Annotated in this window: 14 protein-coding genes; 10 read left to right on the top strand and 4 right to left on the bottom strand. The window is 72.1% G+C overall.

Features of this window, described 5'->3' with window-relative positions; all coding sequences use genetic code 11:
• Nucleotides 1-41: 41 nt before the first annotated feature.
• The 3 genes from AZE13_RS24030 to hflX all read left to right on the top strand — a co-directional run bounded on the left by AZE13_RS24030 (nt 42) and on the right by hflX (nt 5,802).
• The gene (locus AZE13_RS24030) at nt 42-2,279 is read left to right on the top strand and encodes a RelA/SpoT family protein (RefSeq protein WP_066935787.1); all 2,238 of its coding nucleotides are present in this window, start codon (nt 42-44) and stop codon (nt 2,277-2,279) included.
• 169 nt (nt 2,280-2,448) lie between these two features.
• On the top strand, nt 2,449-4,167 hold the full coding sequence (locus AZE13_RS24025) for a M1 family metallopeptidase (protein WP_079124316.1): 1,719 nt from the start codon (nt 2,449-2,451) through the stop codon (nt 4,165-4,167).
• A gap of 147 nt (nt 4,168-4,314) precedes the next feature.
• On the top strand, nt 4,315-5,802 hold the full coding sequence (gene hflX / locus AZE13_RS24020; protein ID WP_066935785.1) for a GTPase HflX: 1,488 nt from the start codon (nt 4,315-4,317) through the stop codon (nt 5,800-5,802).
• Nucleotides 5,803-5,922: 120 nt separating this feature from the next.
• On the opposite strand, the gene AZE13_RS24015 is transcribed toward hflX, so the two are convergent.
• On the bottom strand, nt 5,923-7,107 hold the full coding sequence (locus AZE13_RS24015; protein ID WP_066935783.1) for a trypsin-like serine peptidase: 1,185 nt from the start codon (nt 7,105-7,107) through the stop codon (nt 5,923-5,925).
• A gap of 273 nt (nt 7,108-7,380) precedes the next feature.
• On the opposite strand from AZE13_RS24015, the gene AZE13_RS24010 reads away from it, so the two are divergent.
• The 5 genes from AZE13_RS24010 (at nt 7,381) to AZE13_RS23990 (ending at nt 15,600) form a co-directional block, all read left to right on the top strand.
• Entirely contained in the window at nt 7,381-8,775 is a 1,395-nt protein-coding gene (locus AZE13_RS24010; protein WP_066935782.1) for a diaminobutyrate--2-oxoglutarate transaminase family protein, read from the top strand.
• Nucleotides 8,772-10,796, top strand: coding sequence for an IucA/IucC family protein (locus AZE13_RS24005; RefSeq protein ID WP_066935780.1), 2,025 nt, complete (start codon nt 8,772-8,774; stop codon nt 10,794-10,796). The genes AZE13_RS24010 and AZE13_RS24005 overlap by 4 nt, the downstream gene beginning before the upstream one ends.
• A gap of 150 nt (nt 10,797-10,946) precedes the next feature.
• A complete protein-coding gene (locus AZE13_RS24000; protein ID WP_066935777.1) occupies nt 10,947-11,657 on the top strand; it encodes a GNAT family N-acetyltransferase in 711 nt (236 codons plus the stop codon).
• Nucleotides 11,658-11,762: 105 nt separating this feature from the next.
• Nucleotides 11,763-13,529: an IucA/IucC family protein gene (locus tag AZE13_RS23995; protein WP_066935776.1), complete on the top strand. Its 1,767-nt coding sequence runs from the start codon at nt 11,763-11,765 to the stop codon at nt 13,527-13,529.
• Nucleotides 13,530-13,599: 70 nt separating this feature from the next.
• Nucleotides 13,600-15,600: an ATP-dependent DNA helicase gene (locus tag AZE13_RS23990; protein WP_066935773.1), complete on the top strand. Its 2,001-nt coding sequence runs from the start codon at nt 13,600-13,602 to the stop codon at nt 15,598-15,600.
• A 94-nt stretch (nt 15,601-15,694) separates the two neighbouring features.
• Here AZE13_RS23990 and lexA read toward each other — a convergent pair whose 3' ends face one another.
• Nucleotides 15,695-16,495, bottom strand: coding sequence for a transcriptional repressor LexA (gene lexA / locus AZE13_RS23985; protein WP_066935769.1), 801 nt, complete (start codon nt 16,493-16,495; stop codon nt 15,695-15,697).
• A 501-nt stretch (nt 16,496-16,996) separates the two neighbouring features.
• Here lexA and nrdR point away from each other — a divergent pair.
• Together nrdR and AZE13_RS23975 are read left to right on the top strand one after the other, a co-directional pair.
• Nucleotides 16,997-17,527: a transcriptional regulator NrdR gene (gene nrdR, locus AZE13_RS23980; protein ID WP_066935767.1), complete on the top strand. Its 531-nt coding sequence runs from the start codon at nt 16,997-16,999 to the stop codon at nt 17,525-17,527.
• Nucleotides 17,528-17,651: 124 nt separating this feature from the next.
• Complete coding sequence (locus AZE13_RS23975) at nt 17,652-20,534, top strand: vitamin B12-dependent ribonucleotide reductase (protein WP_066935765.1); 2,883 nt, start codon at nt 17,652-17,654, stop codon at nt 20,532-20,534.
• Here AZE13_RS23975 and AZE13_RS23970 read toward each other — a convergent pair.
• Nucleotides 20,431-21,765 carry an MFS transporter gene (locus AZE13_RS23970; RefSeq protein ID WP_066935762.1) on the bottom strand — a complete coding sequence of 445 codons (1,335 nt, stop codon included), beginning with the start codon at nt 21,763-21,765 and terminating at the stop codon, nt 20,431-20,433. The two genes, AZE13_RS23975 and AZE13_RS23970, sit on opposite strands and share 104 nt — an antisense overlap.
• A 311-nt stretch (nt 21,766-22,076) precedes the next feature.
• Nucleotides 22,077-22,607, bottom strand: a complete 531-nt coding sequence (locus tag AZE13_RS23965; protein WP_066935758.1) for a TerD family protein — start codon at nt 22,605-22,607, stop codon at nt 22,077-22,079.
• Nucleotides 22,608-22,976 lie beyond the last annotated feature (369 nt).

Below are 22,976 nucleotides of genomic sequence, written 5' to 3'. Positions count from 1 at the left end.
CCGCCGCGTCCCGCCGCCGGTCGACGCTGCCGGAGGTGCCCATGAGCGCAGAGGCCACTAACCCTGGTAACCCTGGAGCAGCGGGCCGTAGGCGCGGCCGCCGCCGACTGGAACTCAGAGGGCTGCGCCGCATCGGCCGGGCCGCCCTCCTCGGCACGGCCCCGCGCGACGGCCTCCCGCACGCGCTCGAACATGTCGCCAAGGTGCATCGCGGACATCACCCCGATGCCGACCTGGGCACCCTCGCCAAGGCCTACCGGCTCGCCGAGTCCTCCCACCGCGGCCAACTGCGCAAGAGCGGCGAACCGTACATCACGCACCCTCTGGCGGTGACCCTGATCCTCGCCCAACTGGGTGCGGAGACCACGACCTTGACCGCCTCGCTGCTCCACGACACCGTCGAGGACACCGAAGTGACCCTCCATCAGGTGAGGGAGCGGTTCGGCGCCGAGGTGTGCTATCTGGTCGACGGGGTCACCAAGCTCGAGAAGGTCGACTACGGCGCCGCCGCCGAGCCGGAGACCTTCCGCAAGATGCTGGTGGCGACCGGCAACGACGTCCGGGTGATGTCGATCAAGCTCGCGGACCGGCTGCACAATATGCGTACCCTCGGTGTGATGCGGCCCGAGAAGCAGGCCCGGATCGCCAAGGTGACCCGCGATGTGCTCATCCCGCTCGCCGAACGCCTCGGTGTCCAGGCGCTCAAGGCCGAGCTGGAGGACCTGGTCTTCGCGGTCCTGCACCCCGAGGAGTACGCCACCACCCGCTCCCTGGTCCTGGAGTACGCCACCCGGACCGATCCGCTCGCCGCCCTCGCCGGGCGGATGCGTACGGTTCTGGACGAAGCCGGGATCGGCGCCGAAGTCCTCGTCCGGCCCCGGCACCTGGTCTCCGTGCACCGCGTGCGGCTGGCCCGCCGCGAGCTGACCGGCGCGGATCTGGGGCGGCTGCTGGTGCTGGTGTCCGAGGACGCCGACTGCTACGGCGTCCTCGGAGAGCTGCACACCTGCTTCACCCCGGTCGTCTCGGAGTTCAAGGACTTCATCGCGTCGCCCAAGTACAACCTCTACCAGTCGCTGCACACCGCCATCGCCGGCCCGTCCGGGGAGATCGCCGAGACCCTGATCCGTACGCACCAGATGCACCGGGTCGCCGAGGCGGGGGTGATCGCGCTGGGCAACCCGTACGCCCCCACGGACGGTGCGGACGCCCCCGAGGGGGAGCGGGCCGACCCGACCCGCCCCGGGTGGCTCTCCCGGCTGCTGGAGTGGCAGCGCACCACCCCCGATCCGGACACGTTCTGGACCTCGCTGCGCGACGACCTCGCCCAGGACCGGGAGATCACCGTCTTCTGCGCCGGCGCGGCGTCGAGCGGTCCGGGCGCCTCGGGCGGTCCGGCCGGTCCGGGTGGTTCCGAGGGTGCGGCCGGGGCTCCGGGGGGCGCCATCGACCTGCCGGCCGGGGCGAGTTGTGTGGACGCGGCGTACGAGCGGTACGGCGAGGCGGCGCACTGCTGCATCGGGGCGCGGGTGAACGGGCGGCTCGCCACCCTCGCCACCGTCCTGCAGGACGGTGACAGCCTCCAGCTGCTGATGGCCCCGGACTCCGCGGCCGGCCCCTCGCCCGAATGGCTCGGCCACGCCCGTACCCCCGCCGCCCGGCTCGCCATCGCCCGGTGGCTGGCCGGCCCGCGCGAGCCCGGTGGCCGCCCGGCCGCCGGCGAGATGCCCGCCGCGGCGCCCCCGGCCGGGCGGCCCACCGTGCCCCCGGACCGCTCCGGCCCGGGGCCCGTCACCCCGGGCTCGGTCCTGGCGGTGGCCGATCTGCCCGGCGCCACGGTCCGGCTGGCCGGCTGCTGTACACCGGTGCCGCCCGATGCCGTCACCGGTTTCGCCGTACGGGGCGGCGCGGTCACCGTGCACCGCGCCCTGTGCCCGGTCGTGGCCCGTATGGCGGCCACCGGGCGGCAGCCCGTCGGTGTGCGCTGGCGCGGCGCCGGGCAGGGCGGCCACGGCTGCCGGGTCACGCTCCTCGCCGAGGCTTTCAGCCGGCCGCACCTCCTGGCCGACCTCACCGAGGCGATCGCCTCCCAGGGGGCGGCGGTGGTCTCGGCCGCCGTCGAACCCCCGCACGAACAGCGCGTGCGCCATACGTACACGCTCCACCTGCCGAACGCCGCCGCGCTGCCGTCCCTGATGCGCGCCATGCGCCAAGTGCCGGGCGTCTTCGATGTGTTGCGGGCCGGCCGGGCCCGCCAGGCCGCCATGACGGGCCCCTGAACACCTGAACATGACGAGCCCCTGAACGTCTGAATCTGTCCATGGGTGACGGTGTGTCAAACGCGCGGTGGGCGCCGGGCCCCGGGACGGACGCATACGGAGCCGCCCGTTCGGGTGCCGTTTGGCGCCTCGCCCGCGCTGAGGGTGGCCGCGTTGGTAGCCCTAGTGCATGGCACTTCCTTCGCGCCGTTCGTCCCGCGACCCTCGCCCCGTTCCCGCTCGTGCCCTTCAGATCGTCCCGAGCGGCCGGCTGCGGTGGCCCGGCCGCCGGGCCGCCGCCCTCGGTCTGGCCGCCGTCGCCACCCTCGGCATGGCCGAGCCCCAGCCCCTGGGGCCGCAGGGCCTCGGCGACCGGCTCTTCCCCACGCTGGGAAACATCGGCTACGACGTCACGGCCTACGACGTCTCCCTCGACTACTCCGGCCACAACGACCGGCCGCTGAACGTCACCACCGAGATCACCGCCCGCGCCACCACGGAGCTCGACCACCTCAACCTCGACTTCGCCGGCGGCACCGTACGCTCCGTGACGATCGGCGGGCAGCCCGCCGGGCACCAGCAGCACGGCGAGGACCTGGTGCTCACCCCGGCCTCCCACATCTCCCGGGGGAAGGAGCTGAAGATCTCCATCCGGCACACCAGCGATCCCCGGCGCACGGGTAACGGCGGCTGGATCCGTACCTCCGACGGGCTGGTGATGGCCAACCAGGCGGACGCCGCACACCGCGTCTTCCCCTGCAACGACCACCCTTCCGACAAGGCGCTCTTCACCTTCCACGTCACCACCCCCGGCGGGCTGACCGCGGTCGCCAACGGGCTGCCGGTGAGCGCCCCCGGCCGCGCCGCGACCCGCACCTGGACGTACCGCACCGCCCACCCCATGGCCACCGAGCTGGCCCAGATCTCCATCGGGAAGTCCGCCCTGGTGCGGCGGCAGGGGCCGCACGGGCTGCCGATCCGGGACGTCGTACCGGCCGCGGACCGCGCCGTCCTGGAGAAGTGGCTGGCCAAGACCCCCGACCAGCTGGCCTGGATGGAGCGCAGGCTCGGCCGCTACCCCTTCGAGACGTACGGCGTACTGATCGCCGACGCCCAGACCGGCTTCGAGCTGGAGACCCAGACCCTCTCGCTCTTCGAGAAGGGCCTGTTCACCACCATGCGGCTGCCCGACTGGTACGTGGAGTCGGTGATGCTGCACGAGCTGTCCCACCAGTGGTTCGGCGACAGCGTCAGCCCGCGCCGCTGGTCCGACGTCTGGCTCAACGAGGCCCACGCGACCTGGTACGAGGCCCTCTACGCCCAGGAGCGGAGCGGCGGCAAGGCCTCTCTGGAGACGCGTATGCGGCTCGCGTACCAGCAGTCCGACGGCTGGCGCTCCGAGGGCGGGCCGCCCGCGCAGCCCAAGGCCCCCAGCCCCGGTGAGAAGATCAGCATCTTCCGCCCGATCGTCTACGACGGCTCCGCGCTGGTGCTCTACGCCCTGCGGCAGAAGGTCGGCACGGCCGCCTTCGAGCGCCTCGAACGCGAGTGGGTGGCCCGCCACCGCGACGGGGTGGCCGACTCCGCCGACTTCATCGCGCTGGCCTCCAAGGTCGCCGGGCAGGACCTGTCGGGCTTCTTCCGGGAGTGGCTCTACGGGGCCCGGACGCCCGCGATGCCGGGGCATCCGGACTGGCGGTCCACCGCGGCGCCCGGCAATGCTGGCAATGCCGGGAAATCCGCGAAGTCCGGAATCTCCGGACTGGCCGGGCACCCCGGAATCCCCGCGCACGCCGCGCACCACGTGCCTCACGTGCGTCATGGACGCCCCGGAATTCCCGTGCAGCAGGCACACCCCGGACACCCCGCCCGCCCCGGACACCCCGCACAGGCCGGGAAATCCGCGTGACTGCCTGTCCGGGGCCGTGCGACCATCATCGTGTCGACGGCGACCGGTTCCGGGAATCTCCGGGGCGGCTCGTACGTTGACACCATCGACAGTCCCGGTGGGGCCACCCGGTCCCGGTGAGGGCTTCCCAACGACGCAAAGGATCAAATGACCTCCTCTTCATCCCTTCCGCAGGACCGGCAGCGCCTCCCCGAGAGCCTTCGGGCCCACGCCCTGATGGAAGAGGACGTCGCCTGGAGCCACGAGATCGACGGGGAGCGTGACGGCGACCAGTACGACCGCTCGGAACGCGCCGCGCTGCGCCGGGTGGGCGGTCTCTCCACCGAGCTGGAGGACGTCACCGAGGTCGAGTACCGGCAGCTCCGTCTGGAGCGGGTGGTGCTCGTCGGTGTCTGGACCTCCGGCACGGTCCAGGACGCGGAGAACTCCCTCGCCGAGCTCGCCGCGCTGGCCGAGACGGCCGGCGCCATGGTGCTCGACGGCGTCATCCAGCGCCGCGACAAGCCGGATCCGGCGACGTACATCGGCTCCGGCAAGGCCGTCGAGCTCCGCGACATCGTCCTCGAATCCGGGGCGGACACCGTGGTGTGCGACGGTGAGCTCTCCCCGGGCCAGCTGATCCACCTGGAGGACGTCGTCAAGGTCAAGGTGGTCGACCGGACCGCCCTGATCCTCGACATCTTCGCCCAGCACGCCAAGTCCCGGGAGGGCAAGGCGCAGGTCTCGCTGGCACAGATGCAGTACATGCTCCCCAGGCTCCGTGGCTGGGGCCAGTCGCTGTCCCGGCAGATGGGTGGCGGCGGCTCCGGTACGGCGGGCGGCGGTATGGCCACCCGTGGTCCCGGTGAGACCAAGATCGAGACGGACCGGCGGCGGATCCGCGAGAAGATGGCGAAGATGCGCCGGGAGATCGCGGAGATGAAGACCGGCCGGGACATCAAGCGCCAGGAACGGCGGCGCAACAAGGTCCCCTCGGTCGCCATCGCCGGCTACACCAACGCCGGCAAGTCCTCGCTGCTCAACCGCCTCACCGGTGCCGGTGTGCTGGTGGAGAACGCCCTGTTCGCCACCCTGGACCCGACCGTCCGGCGGGCCGAGACGCCCAGCGGGCGGCTCTACACCCTCGCCGACACCGTCGGCTTCGTCCGGCATCTGCCGCACCACCTCGTCGAGGCGTTCCGCTCCACGATGGAGGAGGTCGGCGACTCCGATCTCATCCTCCATGTGGTCGACGGCTCGCATCCGGTGCCGGAGGAGCAGCTGGCCGCCGTACGTGAGGTGATCCGCGAGGTGGGCGCGGTGGACGTGCCCGAGATCGTGGTCGTCAACAAGGCCGACGCGGCCGATCCGCTGGTGCTGCAGCGGCTGCTGCGCAAGGAGAAGCACGCCATCGTGGTCTCGGCCCGTACGGGCCAGGGCATGGCGGAGCTGCGGGAGCTGCTCGACGAGGAGCTGCCCCGGCCGCGGGTCGAGGTCGAGGTCCTGGTGCCCTACACCCAGGGCGCCCTGGTCTCCCGGGCGCACGCCGAGGGCGAGGTCATCTCCGAGGAGCACACCGCGGACGGCACGCTCCTCAGGGCGCGGGTGCACGAGGAACTGGCCGCCGAACTCCAGGCCTTCGCTCCGGCGGCATAGCGGCAGAGGGTCCGCACGCGCGGCGTACGGCGGCTGGACGGACACCGCGTCAGGACGAACGGCGCATACGGCGAAGGCCCGCCCCCGGGAGACCGGAGGCGGGCCTTCATCTGCGTCTGGCTACTGCTTCGCCGCCCACTTCTTGCTCATGGCGTCGAACATGGTCTTGGCCTCGGCACCCAGGTGCGGGCCGGCCGACCAGCGGGCCGGACGCGGACCCATCGACATGTTGGAGACCAGTACCGGCTTGCCGTCGGAGCCCTTGATGAACCAGGGGCCACCGGAGGAGCCACCGGTCATGGTGCAGCCGATCCGGTACATGGTCGGCTGGTTGGCCTCCCGCGTCAGCCGGGTCGGCTTGTCGGTGCACTGCTGCTGGGTCGCACCGTCGAACGGCGGCTCGGCCGGGTAGCCCTGCGCGGTCAGGCTCGGGATCTTGGCCATCGCCGGGGCGTTGAAGTCGACCTCGTACGCGCCGCCGGCCATCTCCTCCAGCGACTTGCCGCTGGTGCCCTCCTCCGGCTTCACATGCATCAGCGCGTAGTCGTACGCGGCCATCGGCACGCCCGGCACGGCGCCGCCGTCCTTGATCCACTCCTTGGTGGTCGCCATGTCGTCCGCCCACCACTTGCCCGCCGGGACGCGGTCCTCGAAGGGCGTGGTCTTCATCTGGGAGGCGGGCGCGCCGTTCTTGTTGAAGTTCGGCACGAACATCATGTTGCGGTACCAGCCGCCGTCCTTGCCCGCGTGCACACAGTGCGCGGCGGTCCACACGAGGTTGGACTTACCGGGGTGCGCCGGGTCCTTGATGACGGTGGCGGAGCAGCGGGAGTCGCCCTTCGGGGTGCTGAACAGCAGCAGACCGACACCGGGGGCGGTGGAGGTGTAGGGGGTCTTGACGGCCTGGGCCGGAACGGCGGCCGGCTCAGGATCGGTCTTGCCCTGGTCCTGCGAGATGTCCTCTTGCTTACTCGGGTCCTTGGGCGGCTTGACCTTGTCGATCTTGTCCGGGTTCCAGAAGTCCTTGATGATCGGGTTGATGAACTCTCCGGCTTCCCGGAGCCACCGGTCCTTGTCCCAGTTCTTCCAGTCCCCGTTCTTCCACTTGTCCAGGTCGATGTTGTGCTCCTTGAGCTTGTCCTGGATCTCCTTGGGGATCTTGATTTCACCCCCACCCGAGGTGTCGGCCGCGGACTGACTGGGCTTGGCGTCCGCGCCGCCCTCCGGGCCGCAGGCGGTGGCGGTGAGCGCCACGACGGCGGAGAGCGCGGCGGCGGTCAGAACTGACCGTCGTATCGATCGCATCGGGTGGGTCCCCCTGTGAATCGGACTGAGCCGGTACGGCTTGAGCAGATCGCACCGCTGCGGAACTTGTCATGAACGGCAAGATCCCGGTGCGACCCCCCACTATGCCGGTGACGATGGGGACGGCGGTACTCGGGTCCCCGGTTCCCGGCCGTCAAGGATCTTGCGCGCAGCCGTGATCCCGCGTCGGCATCGTCGTTGGTACATACGGGGGACGGCCGGGCCGCCCCGCGTGGTATTCCGCAGCTCACCAAGCAGGAGGTCACAACTGCCGTGGCGTTGACCGACACCGTGCCGGCGGCCGCCCCGCCGGCCCACGAGGGGATTCTGCGCCGCCAGTCCCTCCGTGAGTCCGCTGCCCGTACGTACGCGCGCTCGCTGCCCATCGTCCCGGTGCGCGCCCGCGGGCTGACCATCGAGGGAGCCGACGGCCGGCGCTACCTCGACTGCCTCTCCGGGGCCGGGACGCTGGCGCTCGGCCACAACCACCCGGTGGTGCTGGAAGCGATCCGCGCGGTGCTCGACTCCGGCGCACCGCTGCACATCCTCGACCTGGCCACACCCGTCAAGGACGCCTTCACCACCGAGCTCTTCACCACCCTGCCACCGGAATTGGCAGAAAACGCGCGCATCCAGTTCTGCGGCCCGGCCGGTACGGACGCCGTCGAGGCCGCCTTCACCCTCGTCCGCACCGCGACCGGCAGGGACGGGCTGATGGCCTTCTCCGGCGCCTACCACGGCATGACCGCGGAGGCGCTCGCCGCGTCCGGGGGAGCGCGGCACACCAGCGTGGCCCGGCTGCCCTATCCGTACGACTACCGCTGCCCCTTCGGCACCGGCGGGGAGCGCGGCGCCGAACTCGCCGCGCGCTGGACGCGGAACGTGCTCGACGACGAGAAGAGCGGGGTGCCCCGGCCGGCCGGGATGATCCTGGAACCCGTCCAGGGGGAGGGCGGGGTGATCCCCGCACCGGACAGCTGGCTGCGGCGGATGCGGGAGCTCACCGCCGAGCGGCAGATCCCGCTGATCGCCGACGAGGTACAGACCGGGGTCGGCCGCACCGGCGCCTTCTGGGCGATCGAACACAGCGGGATCGTGCCCGATGTGCTCGTCCTGTCGAAGGCGATCGGCGGCAGCCTGCCGCTCGCGGTCATCGTCTACCGCGCGGAACTCGACGCCTGGCAGCCCGGCGCGCACGCCGGCACCTTCCGCGGCAACCAGCTCGCCATGGCCGCCGGAGCCGCCACCCTCGCCTACGTCCGCGCCAACGGCCTCGACCGGCGCGCCGGTGAGCTGGGCGCCCGGATGCTCGCCCGGCTCCGCACCCTCGCCGCCGCCCACGACTGCATCGGCGACGTCCGCGGCCGGGGCCTGATGCTCGGCGTGGAGATCGTCGACCGGGAGGCCGAAGCCGACGCCACCGGCGCCCGCCCCGCCGACCCGCAGCTCGCCGCCGCGGTCCAGCAGGCCTGCCTGGACCGCGGCCTGATCGTCGAACTGGGCGGCCGGCACTCCGCCGTCGTCCGGCTGCTGCCACCCCTGACCATCACCGACGAACAGGCGGACGCGGTCCTCGACCGCCTCGCCGACGCCCTCTCGGCGGCGGTCCGCACCACCCCCGGATCGACGGGACCGTCCCCCACCACACTGCGAGGCACCTCCGCATGAACGAACGTCCCCGCCCCGACGAGGCCCGGTCCGGCGAGGCCGCCGACCGGCACCAGAGCGCCGGCACCCTGGAGTCCGTACCGCGCCAGCAGCGGCGCACCCCCGACGACGGCGGCCACCGGCAGACCCGGGAGGCTCCCGCGCGGACCGCCCTGTACGGCACCGCCGCCCAGGACCGCGCCCGGCCCGGCGCCGACGACCCGCTCGACCACCCCGACCCGGCCGTCGCCGCCGACGCCGCCGGTATCGAGCATCTGCTGCGCTGCTGGCTGCGGGAGAACGGCACACCGCGCCCGCCCGGCAACCGGCTGCGCATTCCGCTGAGGGCCACCGCGAGCGCCCTGCACATCCCCGTGCGCTACTGGTCGCCCACCGGCTGGCACCGCCTGGACGCCCCCACCCTCGAAGGCGCCCCGGCCGGCGCCGCGCCGCTCGACGCCGTCACCCTCGCCGCGCTGCTGCACCGGGAGGCCGGGCACGGCGGGCCCCGGCGGGCCCCGGACGGCGGTGAACACCGGGGGGCGGAGGCCGGTGAACGGCCGGACCCGGACGGCGGGCCGCCGCGGACGCCGGACGGCGACGGCGCCGAACTCGTCGGCCGGGTCGCCGACTCCGTACGGAAGGTGGCCACCTTCCTCGCCGACCGGCGCACCCGGCCCGCCGACGACCGCGGCGCCCGCTTCCTCGAGGCCGAACAGTCCCTGCTCTTCGGCCATCCGCTGCACCCCACACCCAAGAGCCGCGAAGGCCTCTCCGACGCCGAGACCCGCGCCTACTCGCCCGAACTGCGCGGCGCCTTCCCGCTGCACTGGATGGCCGTGGACCGCTCCGCGCTCGTCACCGACTCGGCCTGGACCGAACGCGGCAAGGCCGTACCGGCGGAGCGGCTCGTCGCCCGCCTCGCCGGGGACGGCCTCGAACACCCCGACGGAACCGTGCCGTTGCCCCTGCACCCCTGGCAGGCCCGGGAGCTCGCCCACCGCCCGGACATCGCCGCCCTCCGCGACGCCGGTCTGCTGCACGACCTGGGGGTACACGGCCCCGACTGGCACCCCACGTCCTCCGTCCGCACCGTCTACCGGCCCGGCGCGGACGTCATGCTCAAGCTCTCCCTCGGGCTGCGGATCACCAACTCCCGCCGGGAGAACCTCCGCAAGGAGCTGGTGCGCGGTGTCGAGGTGCACCGGCTGCTGCGCACCGGCCTCCACGAGGAGTGGCAGGCCGCCCACCCGGGCTTCGACATCGTCCGCGACCCGGCCTACCTGGCCGTCGACGGCCCCGGCGGCGAACCCGTCACGGGCCTGGACACCGTGCTCCGCCACAACCCCTTCACCACCGCCGACGACGCGGTCTGCATCGCCGGCCTCACCTCTCCCCGTCCCTGGCCGGGCCGGGCGGGCGTACGCTCCCGCCTCGAAGACCTCGTCGCCGCGCTCGGCACCCGCACCGGCCGTCCCCCGGGCGCGGTGGCCACCGAGTGGTTCCTGCGCTACCTCGAAGCCGTCGTACGGCCCCTGCTCTGGCTCGACGGCACCGTCGGCGTCGCCCTCGAAGCCCACCAGCAGAACACCCTGGTGCTGCTCGACCCCGACGGCTGGCCGGCCGGCGGCCGCTACCGGGACAACCAGGGCTACTACTTCCGCACCTCCCGGCGCGGCGAGCTGGCGCAGCGCCTGCCCGGCATCGGCACCGTCAGCGACACCTTCGTCGCCGACGACGTCGTCGACGAGCGCTTCGCGTACTACCTCGGCATCAACAACGTCCTGGGCCTCATCGGGGCCTTCGGCGCCCAGCGCCTGGTCCGCGAGGAGATCCTGCTCGCCGCCTTCCGGCGGTTCCTCACCGATGCCGCCGAGGCGCCCGCAGCGCACCGCTCGCCGCTCCCCGAACAGCTGCTCTCCGCCCGCACCCTGCGCTGCAAGGCCAACCTCGCGACCCGGCTGCACGGCCTGGACGAACTCGTCGGCCCGGTCGACACCCAGTCCGTCTACGTCACCCTCCCCAACCCACTCGCCCTCTGACCCCCCGTTCCTCCCGTATGCGCTGCGTTCCCCGACAGCAGATACCCCGCAACCCCTCCCCGGCTGCTGCCGGGAGGCACCCCCATCGGCGCCGACGCCCCGCGACCCACCAGGCCCCGCGGCACCCGGCCATGAGAGGAGAGCGTCGCCGTGCCCCACACCGACCCCGGCCTCAGCTCCGGCTCCCACGACACGCGCGAGACCCGCGACGTTCCGCTCCCGCCGGAACTCCGCGCGCTGCTCACCGACTGCCACCGGCAGCCGGTGCTCCCCGAGGCGCCGGGCACCGGCCCGCTGCTGGACAACCTGGCGGGCTGGGGGCCGGCCGGCACTCCGGCCGGGCCGTTCGCACTCGTCCCCGTCCGGCCGGACCGTGACCTCGACCGGATCACGGCCTGGATGAACGATCCGGCCGTCGCCGCCTTCTGGGAGCTGGCCGGGCCGCCGGAGACCACCGCCGAGCATCTGCGGGGCCAGCTCGACGGCGACGGCCGCAGCGTGCCCTGCCTCGGCGTGCTGGCCGGAGTCCCGATGAGCTACTGGGAGATCTACCGCGCCGACCTGGACCCCCTCGCCCGGCACTATCCGGCGCGGCCGCACGACACCGGGATCCATCTGCTCATCGGCGCCGGCGGCGACCGCAGCCGCGGTCTGGGCAGCGCGCTGCTGCGCGCCACCGCCGATCTCGTCCTCGACCACCGCCCGCACTGCACACGCGTCGTGGCCGAACCCGACCTGCGCAACACCGCCTCCGTCGCGGCATTCCTGACCGGGGGCTTCCGCTACTGCGACGAGATCGAACTCCCCGGAAAACGCGCGGCGTTGATGGTCCGCGACCGCGCCCATCGCCATCTGTTCTGACCTCGGGGCCGTCCGTCGACGGCCCCGGTCCGGTCCGCCGTCCACCCCGCCGCCCCGGTTGTCCCCCACCCGTGCCGGGGCGGTCACGTTTCGAGGAGTCCCACCTTGTCTCCTGAACCTCAGCCTTCGCACAGCGCCTGGCAGCACGCGGCGCGCCGGCTCTTCGCCAAGATCCTGGCCGAGTTCGCGTACGAGGAAATCCTCACCCCCGAGCCCGACGGCACTGCCCCCGACGGCACGTCGCGCTACCGCCTGCCGGTGACCGACGCACTGGTCTACCGCTTCCGCGCCCGCCGCGGCGCCTACGGACACTGGCGCGTCGACCCCGACTCGATCACCCCCGACTCCGATCCCTTCCACTTCCTCACCCACGCCCACGACACCCTCCTGGACCTGTCCGGCGACACCACCGGCCACCTCATCCGCGAGCTGACCGCCACCCTCGCCGCCGACACCCGCCTGGCCGCCACCGCCCTCAGCGCCGCCGACCTCGCGGACCTGGACTACGCCGCCCTCGAAGGCCACCAGTCCGGCCACCCCTGGCTCGTCGCGAACAAGGGCCGGCTCGGCTTCTCCGCCGCCGACGCGGCGACCTGGGCCCCCGAGGCCCGCACCCCGCGCCGCCTGCCCTGGCTCGCCGCGCACCACAGCATCGCCCGTTACCGCGGTATCCCCACGCTCGCCACCCCCGATCGTCTCTACGGCGAGGAGCTCGCCCCCGCCACCCGGCACGCCTTCGCCCGCGTCATCGCCGACGCGGGCCGGGACCCCGCCGACTACCTCTATCTCCCCGTCCACCCCTGGCAATGGGACGAGACCATCGCCCCGCTCTTCGCCCCGCAACTCGCGGACGGAACCATCATCGCGCTGCCCACTGACAACGACCTCCGCCTGCCGCAGCAGTCGATCCGTACCTTCCTCAACATCAGCCGGCCCGAGGCCCGTACCGTCAAACTGCCGCTGTCCATCCTCAACACCCTGGTCTGGCGCGGTCTTCCCACCGAGCGCACCCTCGCCGCGCCCGCCGTCACCCGCTGGGTCCACGGGCTGCGCGACACCGACCCGTATCTCCGCGACGAGACCCGGGTGATCCTGCTCGGCGAGACCGCCTCCGTCACCGTCGAGCACCCGCTCTACGACCGGCTGCCCGGCGTCCCCTACCAGTTCAAGGAGCTGCTCGGCTGCATCTGGCGCGAGCCGGTCGGCGGCCACCTCGGCCCCGGCGAACGCGCCCGCACACTGGCCGCGTTGCTGCAGACCGACCCTGAGGGCCGCGCCCTGACAGCCGAGCTGGTGCACCGCTCGGGGCTGGCCCCGCGCGACTGGCTGAGCCGGCTCTTCGCTGCCCTGCTGCCGCCTCTGCTGCACTTCCTCTACCAGTACGGCACGGTGTTCTCCCCGCACGGGGAGAACGCCATCGTGGTCTTCGACGAGCACGACGTCCCCACCCGCCTCGCGATGAAGGACTTCGTCGACGACGTCAACACCTCCGCCCAGCCGCTTCCCGAGCACGACTCCATGCCGGACGACGTCCGCGCGGTGCTGCTGACCGAACCGCCCGCCTTCCTCACCCAGTTCATCCACTCCGGGCTGTTCGTCGGCGTCTTCCGGTACCTCGCACCGCTGTGCGCGGACCAACTGGACGTCTCCGAGGCCGAGTTCTGGTCACTCGTACGGGCGGAGATCCTGCGCCACCACGAACGGTTCCCCGGCCTCAAGGAGCGGCACGAGACCTTCGACCTGCTCACCCCGCGGATCGAGCGCCTGTGCCTGAACCGCAACCGTCTGCATGTGGACGGCTACCGCGACCGCCGGGAGCGCCCACACGCCGCCGTGCACGGCACCGTCCCCAACCCGCTGTGCGCCGCGTGACCGGGCCCGGACGGCGGACGGTCCGGCACCAGCCCTCGCTGTCAGTGGTCCCGCGTAGGCTTGCAGCGTTATGACGAAGCCCTCCCTTCCCGATCTGCTGCACGCCGCCGTCGCGGCCGTCGGCGGCACCGAGCGCCCCGGCCAGGTGGCGATGGCCGAGGCCGTCGCCGAGGCCGTGGACGAGAACGCCCATCTGCTCGTCCAGGCCGGCACCGGCACCGGAAAGTCCCTCGGCTATCTGGTGCCGGCGCTCGCCCATGGCGAGAGGGTCGTGATCGCCACAGCCACCCTCGCCCTGCAGCGCCAGCTGGTGGAGCGCGATCTTCCGCGGACGGTCGAGGCGCTGCGCCCGCTGCTGCGCCGCCGCCCGGAGTTCGCCATGCTCAAGGGCCGGTCGAACTACCTGTGCCTGCACCGCCTGCACGAGGGCGCCCCGCAGGAAGAGGAGGACGGCCTCTTCGACGTGTTCGAGCAGGCCGCACCGACCAGCAGGCTCGGCAAGGACCTGCTGCGGCTGCGCGACTGGGCGGACGAGACCGAGACCGGCGACCGCGATGATCTGACGCCTGGTGTCTCGGACCGGGCCTGGGGGCAGGTCTCGGTCTCCTCCCGGGAGTGTCTGGGCGCCTCGAAGTGCGCATACGGGGCGGAGTGCTTCGCCGAGGCCGCCCGGGAGCGCGCCAAACTCGCCGACGTCGTGATCACCAACCACGCGCTGCTCGCCATCGACGCGATCGAGGGTGCACCGGTCCTCCCGCAGCACGAGGTCCTGATCATCGACGAGGCCCATGAGCTGGTCTCCCGGGTCACCGGCGTGGCCACCGGCGAGCTCACCCCCGGCCAGGTCAACCGTGCCGTGCGCCGGGCCGCCAAGCTCGTCGACGAGAAGGCCGCGGACCAGCTTCAGACCGCCGCCGAGACCTTCGAGCGCCTGATGGAGCTGGCCCTGCCCGGACGCCTCGAAGAGATCCCGGAGGACCTCCGGTACTGCCTGATGGCGCTGCGGGACGCCGCCCGTACGGTGATCACGGCGCTGGGCTCGACCCGCGACAAGTCGGTGCAGGACGAGGACGCCGTCCGCAAGCAGGCGCTGGCGTCGGTGGAGAACGTCCACGCGGTGGCCGAGCGCATCGCCAACGGCTCCGAGTACGACGTGGTCTGGTACGAGCGCCACGATGCCCGCGGCGGAGCCGCATACCGACCCGGCGGGGCCTCCCTCCGGGTGGCGCCGCTGTCGGTCTCCGGCCTCCTGAGGGAGAAGCTCTTCGAGGACCGCTCCGTCACCCTCACCTCCGCCACCCTCAAGCTCGGCGGCGACTTCAACGGCGTCGCGGCCTCCCTGGGCCTGGCCCCCGAGGGCACCGAAGGCGAGGACTGCCCGCCCTGGAAGGGCCTGGACGTCGGCTCCCCCTTCGACTACGCGAAGCAGGGCATCCTCTACGTCGCCAAGCACCTCGCCCAGCCGGGCCGCGAGGGCAGCCGCACCGACATGCTCGACGAACTCGCCGAGCTGATCGAGGCCGCGGGCGGCCGCACTCTCGGCCTGTTCTCCTCCATGCGGGCCGCCCAGGCCGCCGCCGAAGAGCTGCGCGGCCGCCTGGACACGCCGATCCTGCTCCAGGGCGAGGAGACCCTCGGCGAGCTGATCCGGAACTTCGCCGCCGACGCCCGGACCTGCCTGTTCGGGACGCTCTCCCTCTGGCAGGGCGTCGACGTACCGGGCCCGAACTGCCAGCTGGTGGTGATGGACCGGGTGCCGTTCCCGCGCCCCGACGACCCGCTGATGAGCGCCCGCCAGAAGGCCGTGGAGGAGGCGGGCGGCAACGGCTTCATGGCCGTCGCGGCCACCCACGCCGCCCTGCTGATGGCCCAGGGCGCGGGCCGCCTCGTACGTGCCACGGGCGACCGCGGTGTGGTCGCCGTCCTGGACCCCCGCGTCGAACGCGCCCGCTACGGATCCTTCCTCCGCCGCTCCATGCCGGACTTCTGGTACACCACGGACCGCAACCAGGTCCGCCGCTCCCTGGCCGCCATCGACGAGGCGGCGAAGAAGGCCGCCACCGACTCCTGACCCCGGGCACCGCGCACGGCGCGCGAGGCCGGGCGCGCAGAACCAAACCCCGGAACCGGCGCAGTGGTTCCGGGGCTCGGTCGTGAGGGGTGGGTCAGACGCGGCGCAGCACCGCGACCACCTTGCCGAGGATGGTCGCCTCGTCACCGGGGATCGGCTGGTACGAGGAGTTGTGGGGCAGCAGCCATACATGGCCGTCCTCGCGCTTGAAGCGCTTGACGGTGGCCTCTCCGTCGAGCATCGCGGCGACGATGTCGCCGTTCTCGGCGACCGGCTGGCGGCGGACCGTGACCCAGTCGCCGTCGCAGATCGCGGCCTCGATCATGGAGTCGCCGACGACCTTCAGTACGAACAGTTCGCCGTCGCCGACGAGCTGGCGGGGGAGCGGGAAGACGTCCTCGACCGACTCCTCCGCGAGGATCGGGCCACCGGCGGCGATCCGGCCGACGAGCGGAACGTAGGAAGCGGCGGGTTTGCCGGCGGTCTCGGTCGCGGCGCTGGTCGGCTGGTCGGAGCCGCGGACCTCGTACGCGCGGGGGCGGTGCGGGTCGCGCCGCAGGAAGCCCTTGCGCTCCAGAGCCATGAGCTGGTGGGCGACGGACGACGTGCTGGACAGCCCGACGGCCTGGCCGATCTCCCGCATGGACGGCGGGTACCCACGCCGCTGCACGGAGTCCCGGATCACCTCGATCACCCTGCGCTGGCGGTCCGTGAGCCCCGAACTGTCAGCGCGGATTCCGGGCGGCCGGCCGGGCAGCGAACGGGCGGGCTTCTGCTCTTCGGAGTCCAGCGTGGCGTCGTCCATCGGCGGCCGCTGTGCCGTCTGCGGATGATCGAATCGGCTCGGGGAGTGGCTTGGTGTGGTGATGGTCGCGCTGTCTGCGGTGGTGGTCACGGCGGCCCCTCTCGAAATGTTCTCCCTAGTTAGCCAACGGTAGTTGCTTTCGAAAGGTTGCGCCAAACACACGTTCGAGTGAAATATTCGCTGATTGGCTGACCCGATCAAGTGGCTGGGTGTATGGCGCGTGGCGCGTCGGGAGGGGCTCCCGGGAGGGTTCCTCGTCCGCCTCCGCCGGCCGCTCGCGGCCCGGCCGATTCTGTCACCCCCGGCCCTCCGCGCGGCCGCCCGGGTGGCTTCCCGTACCCTCGTGGGCGACCGCCCGGCCCGCCTCCACCGCGACACGCGGTAGGCGGATGTAAGCGGGCCGACACCACATCTAGTGGTTGCACGCGTCAGGTCGCCCATAAGTTGTGGTGCCTGGTCCTTCGGGGTCCGGGAATCGCCTATGCTTGTGGCTGCTCCGAGGGGCCCGCACGGACCCGAGGGTTTATTCGTCGTACGCCGGGATCGATGGCGTATGCACGTCCGCAAATCGAGGGTGAGGAGGGTGGAGCCATGCACTGCCCCTTCTGCAGGCACCCCGACAGCCGGGTCGTCGACAGCCGGACCACCGACGACGGTACGGCGATCCGCCGGCGCCGCCAGTGCCCCGACTGTTCCCGCCGTTTCACGACCATCGAAACGGCGTCACTGATGGTGATCAAGCGGAGCGGGGTCACCGAGCCCTTCAGCCGCAACAAGGTCATCGCGGGGGTGCGCAAGGCCTGCCAGGGCCGTCCGGTCACCGAGGACGCCCTCGCGAAGCTCGGCCAGCGGGTCGAGGAGGCGGTGCGCGCCACCGGCAGTGCCGAGCTGACCACCCACGACGTCGGGCTCGCCATACTGGGCCCGCTGCAGGAACTCGACCTCGTCGCGTACCTGCGCTTCGCGTCCGTCTACCGGGCATTCGATTCGCTCGAGGACTTCGAGGCGGCCATCGCCGAGCTGCGGGAGCAGCGCGAGCAGGGGCCGCCCGGGCAGGAAGACGGGGCCGGCGGCGCGACCGGCGGTCCGGTCGTTCCCGTGCCCGCCACCGCCGCCGACTGAGTTCGGCGCGCATTCAGGACATGCATCGGGGCGAGAGCAGGGCGCCCCGGTATCAGAAAGACAAACACCGTGCCACGGAATGTGTGCGCACATATGGGCGTTTGCCCGTATACAGGGAGGCGGAATGACAGAGACGACGAGCGGCCCGGCACGAGGCTCCCGCGCCAAGGGCAGCAAGGCGAGCAAGGGGCTGCGCATCGAGCGCATCCACACCACCCCCGGCGTGCATCCGTACGACGAGGTGGAGTGGGCGCGCCGTGACGTCGTCATGACCAACTGGCGCGACGGCTCGGTCAACTTCGAGCAGCGCGGCGTGGAGTTCCCCGACTTCTGGTCGGTGAACGCGGTCAACATCGTCACGAGCAAGTACTTCCGTGGTGCGGTGGGCTCGGAGTCCCGCGAGTCGAGCCTGAAGCAGCTGATCGACCGTGTGGTCAAGACGTACCGCCTGAGCGGCGAGAAGAACGGCTACTTCGCCTCCCCGGCGGACGCCGAGATCTTCGAGCACGAGCTGGCGTACGCCCTGCTGCACCAGATCTTCAGCTTCAACTCGCCTGTCTGGTTCAACGTCGGCACCCAGCAGCCGCAGCAGGTCAGCGCCTGCTTCATCCTCTCCGTGGACGACTCCATGGAGTCGATCCTGGACTGGTACAAGGAAGAGGGGATGATCTTCAAGGGCGGCTCCGGTGCCGGCCTGAACCTCTCCCGTATCCGCTCCTCCAAGGAGCTGCTCTCCTCCGGTGGCAACGCCTCCGGCCCGGTCTCCTTCATGCGCGGTGCCGACGCCTCCGCGGGCACCATCAAGTCGGGCGGTGCCACCCGCCGTGCGGCCAAGATGGTCGTCCTGGACGTCGACCACCCGGACGTCGAGGCCTTCATCGAGACCAAGGTGAAGGAGGAGGAGAAGATCCGCGCGCTGCGCGACGCGGGCTTCGACATGGACCTGGGCGGCGACGACATCACGTCCGTCCAGTACCAGAACGCCAACAACTCGGTCCGCGTGAACGACGAGTTCATGAAGGCCGTCGAGACCGGCTCGAACTTCGGCCTGCGCGGCCGCCTGACCGGTGAGGTCATCGAAGAGGTCGACGCCAAGGGCCTCTTCCGCAAGATGGCCGAGGCGGCCTGGGCGTGCGCCGACCCCGGCATCCAGTACGACGACACCATCAACCACTGGCACACCTCGCCGGAGACCGGCCGCATCACCGCGTCCAACCCCTGCAGCGAGTACATGCACCTGGACAACTCCTCGTGCAACCTCGCCTCGCTCAACCTCCTGAAGTTCCTGCGCGACGACGACCAGGGCAACCAGGCCTTCGACGCCGAGCGCTTCGCCAAGGTCGTCGAGCTGGTCATCACCGCGATGGACATCTCCATCTGCTTCGCCGACTTCCCCACCCAGAAGATCGGCGAGACCACCCGCGCCTACCGCCAGCTGGGCATCGGCTACGCCAACCTCGGCGCGCTGCTGATGGCCACCGGCCACGCCTACGACTCCGACGGCGGCCGCGCGCTGGCCGGTGCCATCACCTCCCTGATGACCGGCACCTCCTACCGGCGCTCCGCCGAGCTCGCCGCGGTGGTCGGCGCGTACGACGGCTACGCCCGTAACGCCGACGCCCACAAGCGCGTCATGAAGCAGCACGCCGACGCCAACGGCGCCGCCAAGCGCATGGACGACCTGGACACCCCGGTCTGGGCCGCGGCGACCGAGGCCTGGCAGGACGTCCTCCGCCTCGGCGAGAAGAACGGGTTCCGCAACGCCCAGGCCTCGGTGCTCGCCCCGACGGGCACCATCGGCCTGATGATGGACTGCGACACCACGGGCGTCGAGCCCGACCTCGCCCTGGTCAAGTTCAAGAAGCTGGTCGGCGGCGGCTCCATGCAGATCGTCAACCAGACGGTCCCGAAGGCGCTCAAGCGTCTCGGCTACCAGGCGGAGCAGGTCGAGGCGATCGTCGCCCACATCGCCGACCACGGCAATGTCATCGACGCCCCCGGCCTCAAGCCGGAGCACTACGAGGTCTTCGACTGCGCCATGGGCGACCGCTCCATCTCCCCGATGGGCCACGTCCGCATGATGGCCGCGGCGCAGCCGTTCCTCTCCGGTGCGATCTCCAAGACGGTCAATGTCCCGGAGTCGGCCACCGTCGAGGACATCGAGGACGTCTACTTCCAGGGCTGGAAGCTCGGCCTGAAGGCGCTGGCGATCTACCGCGACAACTGCAAGGTCGGCCAGCCGCTCTCCGCCAAGAAGAAGGAGGAGGAGAAGAAGGCCGAGGCCGAGCCGGCCGCCGAGAAGAAGGTCGTCGAGTACCGCCCGGTCCGCAAGCGCCTCCCCAAGGGCCGCCCCGGGATCACCACCTCCTTCACGGTCGGCGGCGCCGAGGGCTATATGACCGCCAACTCCTACCCGGACGACGGTCTCGGTGAGGTCTTCCTGAAGATGTCCAAGCAGGGCTCGACCCTCGCGGGCATGATGGACGCCTTCTCCATCGCGGTGTCGGTGGGCCTGCAGTACGGCGTCCCGCTGGAGACCTACGTCTCGAAGTTCACCAACATGCGCTTCGAGCCGGCCGGTATGACCGACGACCCGGACGTGCGGATGGCCCAGTCGATCGTCGACTACATCTTCCGCCGCCTGGCGCTGGACTTCCTGCCCTTCGAGACCCGCTCGGCGCTCGGCATCCACTCCGTCGAGGAGCGCCAGCGTCACCTGGAGACCGGTTCGTACGAGCCGGTCGAGGAGGACGTCGACGTCGAGGGCCTGGCCCAGTCGGCGCCGCGCCAGACGGACACGGTCAAGGACTCCGCTCCGGCGAAGAAGACCGCCGCCGAGACCGCCGCACCGGCGGCCAAGCAGGCGCACACCAACGCCGAGCTGGTCGAGATGCAGCTGGGCATCAACGCCGACGCGCCGCTGTGCTTCTCCTGCGGGACGAAGATGCAGCGGGCCGGCAGCTGCTACCTGTGCGAGGGCTGCGGATCCACCAGCGGCTGCAGCTGACAGCCGGACGGGGCCGCGGCGGGGAGACGTCCCGCCGCGGCCCCGCTGTGCCCGGGTCCGAGCCCGGCCCACGGGCACGCGGGGCCGCCGCCTTGTCCGGGGCCGCCGCCTTGTCCGGTTCGCCGTCGTGGGCGCCGCCTCGCGGGCGGCTGCATACGTAGAGCAGCGCGGCGCCCGGCTGGACGGTGGCGATCCCGAGCAGTAACAGGGGCGGCGGCACGGCGGCGGCCGCGCCGATGAGAGCGCCTCCGCAGGCCGCCGCGGTGATCTTCAGCCCGGCGCCGAGGGTGAACACCTGCGCCCGGGTACCCGGCGGAGCGTACGCGGCCCGGATCCGCAGAGTGGCGGTCAGCAGCGGGTCGTCGCACACGCCCGCCAGGACGAACAGAGCCGCGCCGGCCGCCGGTGACGGTACGAGCGCGGCGGCGCCCAGCGCGAGGCCGGTGCCGCACAGGGCCGTCACGATCAGCCGCTGATCCGGGCAGGGCGGCTGCCAACGGGCCACCGCCAGCGAACTGATGAGCGCCCCGGCGGCGAAGGCTGTCATCAGGGCGCCGCCCGCTCCCGGGTGCCCCCGGTGGTCCGCGAGCAGCACCGCGGTGGCGGTCAGGCCGCCGATGCCGGCGAACGCCAGGCAGCTGCCCGCGGTGAGGGCGCGCAGTTCCCGGACGCGCCAGAGTGCCGTCAGCCCGGCCACCAGGCCGCCGCGCAGTGCCCCGCCGGACGGCACCGGATCCGCTGCCGTCCCGTAGGGCTGTCGTTCAGCCCCGCACGGGATCCCGCCGAGCAACGCCGCCCCGAGCGCGGCCGAGCCGCCGAGGAGCGCCATCGCCATGCCGGGAGAGGCCAGCGTCGCCACCACGCCGACCACCGAGGGTCCCGCCACCGACGCCGCGTTGTAGACCGCCGCGTCGAGCGCGTAGGCACGGTCCCGCCGCGCGTCCGGCGGCACCAGGACGGCGAGCAGACTGGAGAGGCCGCCGGACACTGCCGGACCGCAGGCGCCGCCGGACAGGGCGACGGCGAGGGTCACCGGGGCGGGGGCCCGTCCGACGAGTGTGGACAGCGCCACGATGGCGAGGGCGAAACCGCCCAGCGCTCCGAGGTAGCACAGCCGGGGACGGCGCATACGCGTGGCGAGAGCGCCCACCAGGGGTGCCGCGATCACATGCGGCGCCATCCAGGCGGCCAGGACGAACGCGCCCTGTGCCGCGCTCCCGGAGCGCTGCAATGCAGCAGCGCCACCGCCACGGCCATGCCTTCGTCGGCCAGACGGGCGCAGAAGGCGGCGGCCAGACAGAGCGGTAATCCCGATCGCGGTCCCGAGGGGGGCGGGCGCTGTGGCATGCGCGTCGTCTCCAGGGTGAGCTGGGCGGTAATGCCTTATGCATATAAGACGTTACCGGGCGAGGCGCGGACGAACCAGGGCGTGACGCGCAGGGCGAAACAGCGTGGGAGAGGGGGGCGCGGTCGGGCAGGGGGGAGGGGCCGGCGGTTCGTCGGCCCCTCCCCCCTGCGCCGAAGTCGCGTTGACTTATCGGCTCATGCCGGCTGCCGGCCCATGGACCGGGCGAACGCGACCGGGTCGGTGGTGAATCCCCGGACGTCGGCGCGGAACTGCCACTTGCCCGCCCCGTCCCGGGCGAATTCGGCGACCGTGGCGGCGGTGCAGCCGGCGACCACGGCGAAGTCGTGCTGGGCCAGCTCGGTGTACCCCTCGCGGATCCGTACGGCGGCGTTCGCTATGTCGCCGAAGACCAGGCGGCCCGCGCCCTGCTGGATGGCCACGCCGACGATGACCCGGGAGTAGACTTCGGCCAGCCGGTCCAGTTCCAGCACCATGATCTCGTCGAACCCGAACCCCTGGCCGGTCCGGCTGTCCCGGTTGAGGTTGATGGTCCCGTCGGGGGACCGGCTGTCGAAGTGCACCAAGTAGGCCGGGTCGCCGTGCGGCGCGTCGGACGTATAGGTCGCCGCGATGATGTCGAGGTCGTGGTCCGGTGTGCCGGTGGGGCTGGGGTCCCACTTGAGCGCTACCTCGGCCTTCGCGATGCCCTTGTTGAACGTGTTCACCGGCTTGCCCCTCCTTCCCCCGGGGCGCCGCGCGGACCCATGCGGCGACCCGCGTGGTCACGCCGACTCCCCAGGACTTCCATGGGGGGCCATCGTGTCATGTGTGCGTCCCCTCATGCGGGGCGAACTCCCGCTGCTGAGGGGTGGGTTGAAGGGGGTTCAAGGGATGGGAGTGGCTGGAAACCGCCCTTGCGGCGGGGGCGCGCAGGCGTCGGCGTGCCCGGGGTGGCGGTGTTGTGGCGGGGTGGTGGAGAGGTCCCTGTGCGGCGCACGGGCGAGCGGGTGCTCCTGCCGGGAGGTTCCGTGCCGAGAGGCTTCCGGGGTGGCGGAAGGGGGCGTCCGTGTGCCCATCGGCCCACGCCCGTAAGG

The sequence above is a fragment of the Streptomyces sp. NBRC 110611 genome (assembly GCF_001590865.1).
Lineage (GTDB): Bacteria > Actinomycetota > Actinomycetes > Streptomycetales > Streptomycetaceae > Streptomyces.
The sequence above is the reverse complement of the archived record's forward strand: the minus strand, read 5'-3'. Positions and strand labels throughout refer to the sequence as shown.